We start from the raw sequence: 13240 nt of genomic DNA, 5'->3' as shown, positions 1-13240 counted from the left end.
ATTGCGACAGATGGGCGATGGTGTCGGCGAATCACAGATTCGGCGGGTAGTTTCGTCACCGTGGTCGATATCGATGCCGCGATCGGTTACGTCATGGCCCATGGTGACCCGGTCGAGCGCGCGCGCCTCTCATATCTGCGGACCGGTCAGCCGGCTACCCCGGAGATCATTGACCGGCTGTCCGGCGGGCAGATGACGGAGGGCGGCTGGCCGGCGTCAGCCGACGGCCAGGTCCCCTCCATCGATGCCAGCTGCTTTCGTCTCAGCGAGCTCGACGACCTCGGCGGCCTGCGGGCCGGCCCGGTCGCGGAGCGTGCGTTGCACTGGCTCGCCGCCGCCCAGCGCCCCGACGGCACCTGGCAGGAGCACGAGTCGCTGGCCGGCGAGGCCCCGGCCTGGGCGATGCCCGGCGACCCGGAGGCCACCCTCTACCTGACCTCGGTGGCCGGCTTCTGGCTGACCGCTGCGGCGGTGGAGACCGACCCCTACCAGACCCGCGGGCACTACGGCGAGGTGCTCGCCCGCGCGGCCGGTTTCGTCGCCTCCCAGTTGCGGCCGGACGGCTCCTGGCCGTCGTTCCTGGCCGCCGGCTGGTATGCCGCCGGTCTGCTCCACCAGCAGCAGTATTTCTACGAGTCGTCCCGGGTGCAGATCGTCCTCGGCGAGCGGCTGCCCGACATGGCCCCGGCCGACGTCGCCGCGATGGCGGCCGCTCTGCGCCGGGTCAACCTGGGCGACGACTGGCTGCTGCGGAACGCCCGCAAGCGCCTGGGCGAGACCCAGCGGCCGGACGGCGGCTGGGACAGCAACGAGGGCCCGATCTTCGACGTGAACATCACCCTCACCGCCCTGCGCGCCTGCCGCTGACCCCCGCCGGCACGATCACCTCTGTCGACGGTTGGACGACTTCGACCGCTTGCTGGTGCTGGGAAGAGGCGTGGGCACGTTCCGCGCGTCGTACAGGCTCAGCGTGGCGCCCTGCTCGTTCAGTTCATGGGCGAACTGAACGAACATCGAGGTGTAGACCGACTGCGCCGGATTGCCGGCGGCCCAGTAGGACCAGTCGATACCCTCCGGGCGGTTCGTCTTGTTCTCGGCGAAGACGTTCACCAGGACCTCGTAGCCGTTCTTGCGGAGAGTCGTCACCTGATCGGTGATGCTTTGCAGCGTGGCCTGGCGCTCACCCGCGTCGACCGCGATCTCGCCACCGTTCCTGGTCAGCTTGTGCCGGTAGCTGCCGACGTTCAGCAGCACCTTCCGGGTACCGAGTGACTGTGCGACCTGCTCGGCCGCGGATGCCGACGCGAAGTCGGCGGCGGAGACGATGGCCCGCCGGCTGTCGCCCGGCTCCGACGGATGCCAGGGGAAACCCTGCACCCCCGCGACGTCGACGAGCGAATCGTCGATCAGGCGGGTGTAGGCGAGCAGCTTCGGTGTCTGATCGGTGCCGGCCTGGGTGCCCAGCAGCACACCGGTCTGGACCTCGGGGAAGACGGAACGCTGGAGCCCGAAGTACCGGTTCACGTTCTTGGCGAAGTCGTCCGGGTCGCCGTTGTTGTTCCAGTACGGCTGCTCGGGCTCCGGGAACGGAATCCAGAGTCCCATCTGACGGTCGGTGACGCCACGGTTCTTGAGGCGAGTGAAGTACCTGGTGGTCCAGCCGTCGTACATGCCGGTCGTGTACTCGTGGAAGTCGACGAGTCCCCACTCGGTCTCCGGCTCGACGATCACGACAGGCCTGATGTTCTGCGCGCTGAACTCCTTGAGCCGGGCCGCCATCGCGTCGGCCATCTCCACGGCGTTCGGCTCGGAGACCGGCATCTGGGTGAAGATCATCATGCTGTCGGCGACGGCGGAATCGCACACCTTCTCGTACTCCGGCAGTGCCAGCAGCTGCGCATCAGCCGTCGGCTGCCGCTTCGGAGCGGGTTTGCCGGTGCACGCCGTCGACGCGCCGGCCAGGGCGAGGCTCTGCCGCGACTGCTCGAACAGGCCGCTGCCGGTCAGATGCGTTATCACGACGTTGCCCGTGCCGATCACCAGCGCCAGGAACAGGAGCGTGGAGACCACGACGTCACGCTTCCGCATCAGACACTCTCCCTAACCGGCTGAGCCGGCCGCACGTTGATGCCTTTGCGCTGCCATTTCTGCCATTCGACGCCCCTTGCGCGGATGCTGTTGGCGATCGATTTGAGAAGCGCGATGTACTCGATCCACACCAAGGCATAGAAGATGATCCAGGTGAACGGGAACAGCGGAATGATCCACCAGTTCCTCGCCCGTTCGGTGAACAGCCCGACCACCACGTACAGGATGCCGATGAAGAGCGCACCCAGCAGCAGCGAGCTGTAGTCACCGGTGACATAGCTGTAGAGCACGAGCAGGGTCAGGCCGATGGGTTCGAAGAGAAGCTGGAACTCCGCGAGCATCGCGAAGGGCAGAGCGAACCAGGTGAGCCACATGCTGTGCTGCGCCCGCGTGGAGAAGAAGAGCTTCTTGTACTGCCCGAACGCCTCGAAGCGCCCCTTCTTCCACCGCAGTCGCTGCTTGAGAAGGCCCATGACCGTGCCGGCGCCCTCGGTGTAGCAGATGGCGTCGTCGGCGTAGACCGCCTTGAGCCCGTGGAAACGCGTCCGCAGCGACATCTCGATGTCCTCGGTGATGCTGGACGTGTCGAATACGCCGATCGCGTCGAAGACGGTGGTCTTCCGGAAGGCGGCACAGGCGCCTCCGAAGATGTACTCGGCCCCCAGGAGGGACTGGGCCCGCTTGGAGTAGAAGCCGAAGAGGTACTCCAGCTTCTGCAGAAGGTTCAGGAACCCCACCTCGCCGGCGACCTTGACGTTGCCGACCACGGCATCGACCGTGTCGTCCGCGAAGTAGGAGACCAGGTTCCGCACCATGTGCGGATGGGCGATGGAATCCGCGTCGACGGAGACCAGGATCTCGCCGCGGGCGCGCTCGACGGCGTAGTTCAGGGCCGTGCCCTTGCCGCCCTTCTCCTTACTGAAGAACCGGACCGATTTGGGGCTGTTCGGATGGTTCGCCTCGTAGGCGGCCACCAGCGCCCTGACCAGGTGCGGCGTGCTGTCGGTCGAGCCGTCGTCCACCACCACGATCTCGATGTTGCGGTAATCGTTGTCCAGGATCGAATTGATGGTGGCGGTGATGCCCATCTCCTCGTTCCAGGCGGGAACCAGGATGGAGACCAGGGGCTCGTAAGCGGCTCCGCGCCTCTTCTTGGCGACGCGCAGTCTCCGCATCGCCTCCTTCACGTGGTGGAACGGCGCGACCAGCAGGAAGAGGGTGTATTTGACAAGCATCAGGACGGCGAACAGCCGGGTGGTGTTGCGAATGACTTCGTAGAGGGTCGCCGAATCCATCAGGTGCGGTCTCCGACTTTCGAAAGATGAGCGATGAAACAGGAGACGGCACCCGTGGCGTCGTCGATGAAGGTGACCACGATCGCCGAGTCCGCCGCGTCGTCGAAGGGCTTCACCTGCGACACGTCGGTGCCGACCGTGGTCACCCGGTAACCCAGCTGCCAGCCCTGCGTCGTGACGATGTTGACCAGGTCACCCGGGTACACCTGACCCAGATTCTTCGTGGTCAGCGTGTTCAGGCGCATGTAGATGAAGGCGCTGCCGAACATCTTCTGGCGCGGACCGGCGTTCAGGAAGGTGTGGGCGATGCCTTTGGTCGCCTTCCACTGCCCACCCTGATAGGTGGCCGGTGTGATGCGGATGTGCTTGCCGGCCTCGGGGAGTTTGATCATCTCGGGGATGCCGAACATGCCCGGGCTGTACGTCGCGCGGTACGCGTTGACCAGCTGGTCGTCGGTAGCCGTGTCGGACGTGAAGCGAACGCTCTCCACCACGTCGGACACCGGAATGTCGTGGTCGGCCATGGCTTCGTACGTGTTCGCCGAGGCGTACGCGGAGAAGAGGCCACTGGTGACCATGACGAGGGCGAGCGCGGAGATGCTCGTCAACCGGGCGCGGAATCGGCCCGCGCGTGACGTCTTACCCATGGTGGCTCCCGTACTGCTTGATCAGTCGTTTCGTCCGGCGGTCGATCAGGTGGCTCATCGTCAAGGCGACGATGTTCGCAAGAATGGTCAATCCGAAGATGACCACTACCAACAGGAAGAGGACGCGAAACGGTGACGCCCCGAAGTTCAATAGGCTGAACATAATCCTTCGACGCTGGGTCGGGCCGACCCTCTGATATGCGGCTCATTCGCGCTGGACGCATTTCGGAGTGCCAACGTTGATAAGGAAGAAGGTGTCGAAATCCCCACGCGAATCACCGCGTAGTCGACAGTCGCTCGCAGGTGAACGGAGCGTGGGATCTCTCAGTTCGCGACGAATGCGGACCGGGTGCCCGCGCCGTACGGTCTGGCTCTCGCCGACGCCGACCGGGGTGAGACCGCGGCCCGGATCGAGGCGATGCGGAAACAATCCGTGACGAAGTGCGTCACAACATCTCCTTCCAGGCCCTTACGCGGTTAAGACTGCCCACGCACCGTACCCGGAGGGTCCCTTCGCGGCGCAACAATGAGTTACCGCGGCATGCTTGCTCGACGCAGTGAGTTGATCACGAGCCGTAACCGTCGCTCGGCGTGCCGCGACCGCGTCGCCGCCCGCCGGTGAAACTGTGGAGAGACGCGGAAGATCGTGTAAGCCCTGAGCGGTAAAGGGATTTCGCCGTCGGTTGTGGATCGACGCCCCGCTGTCAGGGCGACATTCCGGGCGAACCGGCTAGCGAACTTTGCGGCAGAAGACTCGAATGTCCGTGATGCACATCATGGTTCGCTCGCCGGTTCCCAGGGTCAATCAGCGGCAGTTGTAGCGGAGAGTAGTTGCATAGCAGCAACAGAGAGTTAGCAACGGCGACGCCGGCCCGAGCTCAGCCCCGGATGTGGCCGTTGCCGGTGACGATGTACTTCGTCGAGGTCAGCTCCGGCAGGCCCATCGGGCCACGGGCGTGCAGCTTCTGCGTGCTGATGCCGATCTCCGCGCCGAAGCCGAACTCGCCGCCGTCGGTGAACCGGGTCGACGCGTTCACCATCACGGCGGCCGCGTCGACACCCGCCACGAACCGCCTGGTGGCCGCGACCGACTCGCTGACGATGGCCTCGGTGTGGCCGGTGCCCCACCGGCGGATGTGGTCGAGTGCGTCGTCCAGCGTGTCGACCACGGCGACCGACATGTCCAGGGACAGGAATTCCGTACCCCAGTCCTCGTCGGTGGCCGGGACCACCGCGTCGCTGTAGCCGGCCACCCGCGGGTCGCCGTGCACGGTGACGCCGGCGGCGGCCAGCTCCTCCAGGGCCAGGGGCAGGAACGAGTCGGCGATCTCCGCGTTCACCAGCAGCGACTCCGCCGAGTTGCACACCGAGCAGCGCTGCACCTTCGAGTTGAGCACGATGGCGAGAGCCTTCTCCAGGTCGGCGGCGGCGTCCACGTACACATGGCAGTTGCCCACCCCGGTCTCGATCACCGGCACCGTCGACTGCTCCACCACCGTCTTGATCAGCGAGGCGCCGCCCCGCGGGATCAGCACGTCGACCAGGCCGCGGGCCCGCATCAGCTCCTTCACCGAGTCGCGGGTGGTGGCGTCGAGCAGCTGGATGGTGTCGGCCGGCAGGCCCGCGTCGGCGACCGCCTTGCGCAGCACCGCGACGATCGCCGCGTTCGACGAGAAGGCCGAGCCGGAGCCGCGCAGCAGAGCCGCGTTGCCGGACTTGAGGCAGATGCCGGCCGCGTCGGCCGTCACGTTCGGCCGGCCCTCGTAGATCATGCCGACCACGCCGAACGGCACCCGGACCTGCCGCAGCTCCAGACCGTTCGCCAGGGTCGAGCCGCGCACCACGTCACCGATCGGGTCCGGCAGGGCGGCGAGCTGGCGCAGGCCGTCGGCCATCGCGGCGATCCGCTCCGGCGTCAGCACCAGCCGGTCGATCATCGCCTCCGAGGTGCCGTTCTCCCGCGCGGTCGCCACGTCGACACCGTTGGCGTGCACGATGTCGGCGGTCCGCTCGACCAGCCGGTCGGCCATCGACAGCAGGGCCCGGTCCTTCTCCGCGCGGATGGCCGCGGCCAGGTCGAATGAGGCGATCCGGGCCGCGGACGCCTGCTCCAGCACGCTCATGGCAAACCTTTCGAAGATCAAACCCGATGAGGGGTACGGCTAAAGCAGCACCAGATCGTCCCGGTGCACGACTTCTCGTTCATATCCCGGCCCGAGTTCCGCGGCCAGTTCGGGTGTGGACCGGCCCAGCAGCGCCGGAAGCTCGACGGCGTCGTAGTTGACCAGCCCGCGCGCCACCGGCGTCCCGGAGCCGGCATCCACCAGATCCACCGGGTCACCGGCCGCGAAGGACCCGTCGACCGCCGTGATCCCGGCCGGGAGCAGCGACTTGCGGCGGGCCACCACGGCCGCGACCGCGCCCTCGTCGAGGTGCAGGCGGCCGCGCGGCGCGGTGGCGTGGGCCAGCCAGAACAGCCGGGCCGCCGGACGTGTGCCGGCCGCCTGGAAGAGCGTGCCGACCTCCTCGCCGGCCAGAGCCGCCCCGGCCATCGGCGCCGCGGTCAGGACCACCGGGATGCCGAATCCGGTGGCGATGCGGGCCGCCTCGACCTTGGTGACCATGCCGCCCGTGCCGACACCGGATCGACCCGGCGTCGCGATGTTGATATCGGACAAGTCGGTTTCGTCGGCAACATAGGAGATGCGGCGGGACTGAGGATCCGAGGGGTTGCCGGTGTAGAGAGCGTCCACGTCGGAGAGAAGCACCAGCAGGTCGGCGTGGGCGAGCGCGGCGACCAGGGCGGCGAGCCGGTCGTTGTCGCCGAACCGGATCTCCTCGGTGGCGACCGTGTCGTTCTCGTTGACGATCGGCAGCGCGCCCAGGTCGAGCAGTTTGCGCAACGTCCGGTACGCGTTGCGATAGTGCGCCCGCCGGGTCACGTCGTCGACGGTGAGCAGCACCTGCCCGACGGTCAGCCCGTGGCGGGCGAACCCCGCCGTGTACCGCCCGATCAGCAGACCCTGACCGACCGATGCGGCGGCCTGCTGGGTGGCCAGGTCACGCGGTCGGCGGCGCAGTTGCAGCGGGGCCAGGCCGGCGGCGATCGCGCCGCTGGACACCAGAACCACCTCACGCCCGCCGGTCGCCAGCGCGCCCAGCACGTCGACCAGGGCGTCGACCCGTTGCTCGTCGATGCCGCCCGCCGCGGTGGTCAGCGAGGACGACCCCACCTTCACCACGATCCGGCGCGCACCGGTCACCACTTCCCGCACCCGGCCCATTGTGCTCGGCAGGCCGGTGTCGATCGTTGTCAGATCCCATATCGTGGCGGGTGATGACACCGCAGGAGTACGTCGAAGAGGTCCTGACCCTGGTGGAGAGCATCCCCGAGGGGCGGGTCATGTCGTACGGCGCGATCGCCGAGGCCCTGGCCGACCGGTCCGGCCGCAACTCGCCCCGCCAGGTCGGCCGGATCATGGCGCTGCACGGCGGCGGCGTCCCGTGGCACCGGGTGTGCAGCGGCGGCGGCCGGCTCCCACCCGGTCACGAGGCACGGGCCAGGGCGCTGCTGCTGGCCGAGGGCGTGCCGATGCGCGGCGACCGGGTGCTGATGGCCGACGCCGGCTGGATGCCCGCGCTGTGAAAGCGGGTTCGCCGAGTCGTACAGCGTGGAGCGCGGCCCGCTATCGCGCCGCCCACCAGCTGCTGGAAGGCGGTTCGATCTTCGCGGACGCTCTGGCCGTACCGATGCTGGGTGAAGCGGAAGCGGATCTGCTGGCCGACGCCCCGCGCCGCGGCATGCGGCTTTTCATCGCGGCCCGGCACCGGTTCGCGGAGGACGCGCTGGCCGCCGCCGTGGATCGTGGCGTGCGGCAGGTGGTGGTGCTGGGCGCGGGCCTGGACACCTTCGCCTACCGCAACCCGCATCCGGGCCTGCCGGTGATCGAAGTGGATCATCCGGATACGCAGGAGTGGAAACGGGAACGGCTGGCCGCGGCGGGCATCGCCGTGCCGGACACGGTGCGTCACATCGGAGTCGATTTCGAGAAGGAGTCACTGGCCGGCCGGCTGCCGCTGGACGAGCCGGCCTTCTTCCTCTGGCTGGGCGTGGTGCCCTACCTGACCGCCGAGGGGTTCGCCGCGACGCTGGACGTGACGGCCGGGCACGAGGTGGTCTTCGACTACGCGCAGTCACCCGATCGGATGGTCGGTGAGCGGCGTGCCCATCTGGAGGCACGCGCCGAGCGGGTGGCGCGGCTGGGCGAGCCGTGGCTCAACTACTTCGAGCCCGCGGAGATCGCCGCTGACCTGCGCGGGCGCGGTTTCACGCGGATCGAGGACCTGGGCCCGGCAGCGCTGGCGGCGCGCTATTTCGGCCGCCCAGACGTGCCGCCGGAGACGCCGGGCGGCCACGTGCTGCACGCCTCATAGCGTCGCCGCGGACACCCGGCCTGATCCCCGTTGCACAGCGTGAGCTGGGCCAGAGCCGCCGCGGATAGCTGGCCCGGCCTGATCCCTCGCTTCGCAGCGTGAGCCCGGCCTGATCCGCGCACTTCACAGCGTGAGCCCGGCCAGGGTCGCTGCGGCGCGCAGCTGGTAGTCGAAGAAGCCGCGGCGGTCCTCCTCGATCGAGTTCTTCAGCTGGCCGAACAGCTCGAAGCTGATGGCGCCGCAGATCTGGAAGAACGCGGCGATGGTGTCGGCGATGACGCGCGGCGGCACCCCGGGATGGTAGGCGGCCGCGATCGGCGCGAGCTCTTCCGCGAAGCGCCCGGTCAGCGGTGGTCGCTCGACGATCACCCCGCTTTCGTACGCCTCCGCGATCGTCCTGCCCAGAAGCAGCATCACCCGGGTCGCCGGCACGACGGTGTCCTGGGGTGCGGCGTATCCCGGCACCGGGCTGCCGTAGATCAGCGCCCACTCGTGCGGGTTGGCCACCGCCCACTCCCGTGCCGCGTGCCCGGCGGCCAGCCATTTCTCCAGCGGATTGTCCGCGCCGGCCGCCGCCTGTTCGGCCGTCTCGCCGACCGCGTCGTACGCGTCGATGATCAGCGCCGTGAGCAGGTCGTCCCGGCTCGCGAAGTACCGATAGACGGCCGACGAGGCCATGCCGAGGTCGCGGGCGACCGCACGCAACGACAGGTTGGCCCCGTCGGTGGCCAGGTGGCGGCGGGCCACCGACTTGATCTCTTCGGTCATCTCGGCCCGGACCCGGGCCCGCAGGTTGGCGGCGCTCATGCGGACCAGTGTGCCACAACGAGAGCAGTGCTCTTGCATGTCATCGAATTTCATGCAACTGTTGTTCTCGACAGAGAGCACTGCTCGCAAAGGAGAACGCCATGCACCTCGTTGTCGGTTCCGGCCCCATCGGCTCCTCGGTCGCCCGCCTGCTGGCCGAGCGCGGCGAGACCGTCCGGATCGTCACCCGCAGCGGCAGCGGTCCGGAGCATCCGCTGATCGAGCGGGCCGCCGCCGACGCGTCGGACGCGGCCCGCCTCACCGAGCTGGCCGCCGGCGCCACGGTCGTCTACAACTGCGCGAACCCGAAGTACACCGAGTGGGCCGCCAAATGGTTCCCGATGAACAACGCGATGATCGCCGCCGCCGAGTCGGCCGGCGCGGTCTACGCCATCACCGGAAACCTGTATGGCTACGGTCCGCAGCCCGGCGGCCTGATGACCGAGAGCACCCCACCGGCGGCGACCGGGCGCAAGGGCCGGATCCGCAGCCGGATGTGGCAGGACGCGCTGGCTTCCGGGGTCCGCACCGTCGAGGCCCGCGGCTCCGACTACCTCGGCGCGGGCGCGGCGGGCATCTTCTCCGCCGTCCTGCTCCCGGCCATGAGGGCGGGCCGCACCGCATGGGCGCCGGCCGACGTCGACGTGCCGCACACCTTCACCTACACCGGTGACATGGCCCGCACCCTGGTCGAGCTGGCCGCCGACGAGCGGGCGTGGGGCAAGGCGTGGCACGTGCCGTCCCCGGCCGCGATCACCATCCGCGAGCTGGCCGACCGCTACGCCGTGATGACCGGCCAGCCGAAGATCAAGATCCGCAGGCTGCCGCGCTTCGTGATGCGCACCGCCGGCCTGGCCGTCCCGATCGCCCGCGAACTCGCCGAGATGGACTACCAGTTCTACGCGCCGTTCATCCTCGACTCGTCCCTCACCGAACGCACCTTCGGCCTGACCGCCACCCCGATCGAGGTGGCCCTCCGCGAAACCGCCGCCGACGCCGACGCCATCGCCGCCCGCCGCATGTGACCCCCACCAGACTCCGCCCCACCGCCTGTCCCGCGCGGTCGTCCCGTCGACGCGGCCCGGACGCCGCTCTGCCGCGTGTCCCGCGCGGTCGTCCCGTCGACGCGGCCCGGACGCCGCGATGCGCGTCAGAGCAGTAGGCCCACTCCGCCGCGGCGTGGATCGCCGGCCGCCCCGGCCCGGCCCACCGCCGTCACCCCGCCGAAGTAGTGGTTGATCTCCGGCCACTCGACGATCTGCCAGCCGGCGTCCGCCAGCGCCGCGATTTCCGCGGGCGGGCAGCCGGCTTCGGCGTGCACGGTGTCCTCGACGACGTGAAAACGCGGCCGGGCGATCGCCTCCGGCACGCTCAGCCCGTCGACCAGCACCCCGAGCAGCGTGTCGACCAGGGCGGTACGGATCCGCGAGGCCCCGGCCGACCCCGCCGCCACGGCCAGCCCACCGTCCGGGGCGATCACCACGAGCGGGCACATGTACGACGACATCCGCCGCCCCGGCACCAGATCGTCGGTGAGCAGCTCACCCTCCCCGAGCATCGAGTTGAGGTTGATGCCGAGCCCGGGCAGCCACACCCCGGCGCCGAGGCCCAGGGTCGTGGTGATGACGCAGGCGTTCCCCTCGGGGTCCACGACCGACACGTTGGTGGTGTCGCCGAGCCGCTGCTTACCCCGGTTGAGCAGCGCGGACGCCACCCCCGGAGCCCGTCCCGGGCGGGACAGGTCATCCGGCAGCGCCCCGATCGTGTCGACCGTCCGGTTCAGGTCGTGCCGGGCGTGGACCCGGTACCCGGCCATCGTGGCGTGGTCCACCGGCGTCTCGTACACCCGGTACTCGGCCAGGTCGGCCGGCCCGATCGTGCCGCCGGCCGCCCGGACCGTCTCCACCAGCACGTCGGCGTACGCCCCGGTGTAGAACACCTCCGGCCCGTCACTGGCGAGGGCGTCCATGGCGGTCGCCAGCCCCGGGTGGAAGAGCAGTTCGTCGCCCTGGAGCAGCCGTCCACCCGGCTGGTAGAGCGCCGCCCCCTCCCCGTACGCCAGCGCCGGCGCACACGACTCCAGCGTGCGCGCGTGCGCGGCGGGCAGCAGCACCCCGGTCCGCGCCAGCCCCGCGGCCGGCGCCACCACCTCCTGCCACGGCAACCGGCCCCAGCGCCGGTGCACCTCGCCGAGCCCGGCCGGAATCCCGGGCACCGCCACGCTCGCCCCGCCGATCGAGTAGATCTGTGGCAGCCCACCGAAGAACACGTCGACCGCCACCATCGCCTCTGGCTTCCGGTCGCCGTCCAGGCCGGGCACCGCGACGAAGAAGTCGAGGCAGGTGACCGTGCCGGTGCTCGCCTCGAAATAGGTGGCGAACCCCCCGCCGCCGAGCCCGGTGTAGACCGTTTCGGCGACACAGCAGGCCAGGACGGCACCCACCGCCGCGTCGGCGGCCGACCCTCCGGCCTGCAGAATCCGGACCCCCGTGCGTGCGGTCGCCGGGTGACTGGCGGCGACGCCGGCCGCAACGCTTTTCATGCGGCGAGCGTAGAAGGATCCGGCCGATCTTGGTTACGATGCGCGTCGATGACGACCAGTGGTCCCCCTCCCGAGGTAACCCGGACGAGTGCTCTTCCCCGTGGCGTTTTAGCTGGGTATGCCCTCGGTTCGGTGGTCACCGGCGCCTTCGGCACGGTGCCCGGTTTGCTTCTTCTGCCTTATCTGACCGACACGCTGGGTGTTGCCGCGGGTGTGGCCGGATTGCTGGTCCTCCTTCCGAAGGCGTGGGACGTCATGGTCAACCCGGTGGCCGGCCGGATCTCCGACCGCACCGGGTCCCGCCGGCCGTTCCTGCTGGTGGCGGGCCTGCTGCTGGGGCTCCTCTTCGCGGCGATCTTCGCGGCGCCGTTCCCCGGCGGGACCGCCTCGGGCGCCTACGTCGCCTTCGCCTTCCTCGCGGCGGCCACCGCCTTCGCCTTCTTCCAGGTGCCCTACGTGGCGATGCCGGCCGAACTGACCGACGGCTACGCCGAGCGCACCCGGCTGATGACCTGGCGGGTCGCCGTCCTGGCGCTGACCATCCTGGTCTCCGGCGCACTCGCGCCGCTGGTGGTCGACATGACCGGAGGCGGCCGCGAGGGCCACCGGTGGTCCGGCGCGTTCATCGGCTCACTCATCGTCGCGGGCACGCTCGCCACCTTCTTCGGTACGCGTGGAGCACTCACTCACAGGGCCACCGCCGCCGAGCCGAGTCTCCGCGCCCAACTGCGTGTGGCGGCCGGCAACGCCCCCTTCCTCGCTCTGCTGATCTGCTGGGTCGTGCAGGCCGCCGGCATCGGCACCATGCTGGCCGGCGTCAAGTACTTCGCCGACCACGTGATCGTCCAGGAGGCCGGAGCGACCTTCCTCTTCGCCGCCTTCGTCGGCCCGGCTCTGCTGGTCATGCCGCTCTGGACGGCGATCGGGAAGCGGCACGGCAAACTGCGCTCGCTCGTGGCCGCATCGCTGCTCTTCGCCACCGGTGCCCTGATCCTGCTCGCCGCCCCGGCTCTGCCCGGCGTCGCGGTCTATCTGATCGTCGCGGTGGTCGGCGCCGGTTACGCGGGTCAGCAGGTGTTCGCCATGGCCATGCTGCCGGACTGCATCGCGCACGACACCGAGCGCACCGGCCGCCGCCAGGCCGGCGTCTTCACCGGCCTGTGGACCGCGGGGGAGACTCTCGGGCTGGCGCTCGGCCCCGGTATCTACGCATTGATCCTCCAAATCTTCGGTTACGTCTCGTCGGCCACCGGCGAGTCGGCCGTGCAGAGCGACACGGCACGGCTCGGGGTGCTGCTGGGCTTCACGGTCGTCCCGGCTCTGCTGGTCGGCCTGGCCGTGCTGGTGCTGCGACGCTACGACGACCGGACCGCCGCCGCCGGTGGGCCTGTGGACAACTCGCCGGTGTGGACAACCGAGAAGTAGCC

The 13240-nt window shown here is 69.4% G+C and carries 12 protein-coding genes; 5 read left to right on the top strand and 7 right to left on the bottom strand.

Annotated elements, in window-relative coordinates; genetic code table 11:
• Positions 1-60: 60 nt before the first annotated feature.
• The gene (locus J5X75_RS21295; protein WP_208469188.1) at positions 61-867 is read left to right on the top strand and encodes a prenyltransferase/squalene oxidase repeat-containing protein; all 807 of its coding nucleotides are present in this window, start codon (positions 61-63) and stop codon (positions 865-867) included.
• Positions 868-882: 15 nt separating this feature from the next.
• Here the strand turns inward: J5X75_RS21295 and J5X75_RS21290 are convergent, their stop codons facing one another.
• From J5X75_RS21290 to proB, 5 genes are all read right to left on the bottom strand, one after another.
• On the bottom strand, positions 883-2088 hold the full coding sequence (locus J5X75_RS21290) for a hypothetical protein (protein ID WP_208469186.1): 1206 nt from the start codon (positions 2086-2088) through the stop codon (positions 883-885).
• Positions 2088-3383 carry a glycosyltransferase family 2 protein gene (locus J5X75_RS21285; protein WP_208469184.1) on the bottom strand — a complete coding sequence of 432 codons (1296 nt, stop codon included), beginning with the start codon at positions 3381-3383 and terminating at the stop codon, positions 2088-2090. The genes J5X75_RS21290 and J5X75_RS21285 overlap by 1 nt, the downstream gene beginning before the upstream one ends.
• On the bottom strand, positions 3383-4030 hold the full coding sequence (locus J5X75_RS21280; protein WP_208469182.1) for a hypothetical protein: 648 nt from the start codon (positions 4028-4030) through the stop codon (positions 3383-3385). The genes J5X75_RS21285 and J5X75_RS21280 overlap by 1 nt, the downstream gene beginning before the upstream one ends.
• Positions 4031-4908: 878 nt before the next feature.
• Positions 4909-6153, bottom strand: a complete 1245-nt coding sequence (locus tag J5X75_RS21275; RefSeq protein WP_208469180.1) for a glutamate-5-semialdehyde dehydrogenase — start codon at positions 6151-6153, stop codon at positions 4909-4911.
• Between the two features lie 39 nt (positions 6154-6192).
• Positions 6193-7305 (bottom strand): glutamate 5-kinase, encoded by a 1113-nt coding sequence (gene proB, locus J5X75_RS21270; RefSeq protein WP_208469179.1) that lies wholly within the window; start codon positions 7303-7305, stop codon positions 6193-6195.
• 62 nt (positions 7306-7367) lie between these two features.
• Here proB and J5X75_RS21265 point away from each other — a divergent pair, with 62 nt between their 5' ends.
• Entirely contained in the window at positions 7368-7676 is a 309-nt protein-coding gene (locus tag J5X75_RS21265; RefSeq protein ID WP_208469177.1) for an MGMT family protein, read from the top strand.
• Positions 7673-8464, top strand: a complete 792-nt coding sequence (locus J5X75_RS21260; RefSeq protein WP_208469176.1) for a class I SAM-dependent methyltransferase — start codon at positions 7673-7675, stop codon at positions 8462-8464. The genes J5X75_RS21265 and J5X75_RS21260 overlap by 4 nt, the downstream gene beginning before the upstream one ends.
• A gap of 123 nt (positions 8465-8587) precedes the next feature.
• Here J5X75_RS21260 and J5X75_RS21255 read toward each other — a convergent pair whose 3' ends face one another.
• On the bottom strand, positions 8588-9271 hold the full coding sequence (locus J5X75_RS21255; protein ID WP_208469173.1) for a TetR/AcrR family transcriptional regulator: 684 nt from the start codon (positions 9269-9271) through the stop codon (positions 8588-8590).
• A gap of 101 nt (positions 9272-9372) precedes the next feature.
• On the opposite strand from J5X75_RS21255, the gene J5X75_RS21250 reads away from it, so the two are divergent.
• Positions 9373-10296, top strand: coding sequence for an NAD-dependent epimerase/dehydratase family protein (locus J5X75_RS21250; RefSeq protein ID WP_208469172.1), 924 nt, complete (start codon positions 9373-9375; stop codon positions 10294-10296).
• Between the two features lie 125 nt (positions 10297-10421).
• Here J5X75_RS21250 and J5X75_RS21245 read toward each other — a convergent pair whose 3' ends face one another.
• Positions 10422-11813, bottom strand: a complete 1392-nt coding sequence (locus J5X75_RS21245; RefSeq protein ID WP_208469170.1) for a gamma-glutamyltransferase — start codon at positions 11811-11813, stop codon at positions 10422-10424.
• Positions 11814-11861: 48 nt separating this feature from the next.
• On the opposite strand from J5X75_RS21245, the gene J5X75_RS21240 reads away from it, so the two are divergent.
• Positions 11862-13238 carry an MFS transporter gene (locus J5X75_RS21240; protein WP_208469169.1) on the top strand — a complete coding sequence of 459 codons (1377 nt, stop codon included), beginning with the start codon at positions 11862-11864 and terminating at the stop codon, positions 13236-13238.
• Positions 13239-13240 lie beyond the last annotated feature (2 nt).

The organism is Actinoplanes flavus (genome assembly GCF_017592555.1).
Taxonomy (GTDB): domain Bacteria; phylum Actinomycetota; class Actinomycetes; order Mycobacteriales; family Micromonosporaceae; genus Actinoplanes; species Actinoplanes flavus.
Note: the sequence above shows the minus strand (reverse complement) of the source record. Positions and strands in the feature narration are given on the sequence as shown.

Excerpts from the sequence above, each read along its gene's own strand:
- J5X75_RS21290 (WP_208469186.1), bottom strand. The coding sequence starts at position 2,088 with ATGCGGAAGCGTGACGTCGTGGTCTCCACGCTCCTGTTCCTGGCGCTG.
- J5X75_RS21275 (WP_208469180.1), bottom strand. The coding sequence starts at position 6,153 with ATGAGCGTGCTGGAGCAGGCGTCCGCGGCCCGGATCGCCTCATTCGAC.
- J5X75_RS21280 (WP_208469182.1), bottom strand. The coding sequence starts at position 4,030 with ATGGGTAAGACGTCACGCGCGGGCCGATTCCGCGCCCGGTTGACGAGC.
- J5X75_RS21255 (WP_208469173.1), bottom strand. The coding sequence starts at position 9,271 with ATGAGCGCCGCCAACCTGCGGGCCCGGGTCCGGGCCGAGATGACCGAA.
- J5X75_RS21250 (WP_208469172.1), top strand. The coding sequence starts at position 9,373 with ATGCACCTCGTTGTCGGTTCCGGCCCCATCGGCTCCTCGGTCGCCCGC.
- J5X75_RS21285 (WP_208469184.1), bottom strand. The coding sequence starts at position 3,383 with ATGGATTCGGCGACCCTCTACGAAGTCATTCGCAACACCACCCGGCTG.
- J5X75_RS21240 (WP_208469169.1), top strand. The coding sequence starts at position 11,862 with ATGACGACCAGTGGTCCCCCTCCCGAGGTAACCCGGACGAGTGCTCTT.
- J5X75_RS21245 (WP_208469170.1), bottom strand. The coding sequence starts at position 11,813 with ATGAAAAGCGTTGCGGCCGGCGTCGCCGCCAGTCACCCGGCGACCGCA.
- J5X75_RS21265 (WP_208469177.1), top strand. The coding sequence starts at position 7,368 with ATGACACCGCAGGAGTACGTCGAAGAGGTCCTGACCCTGGTGGAGAGC.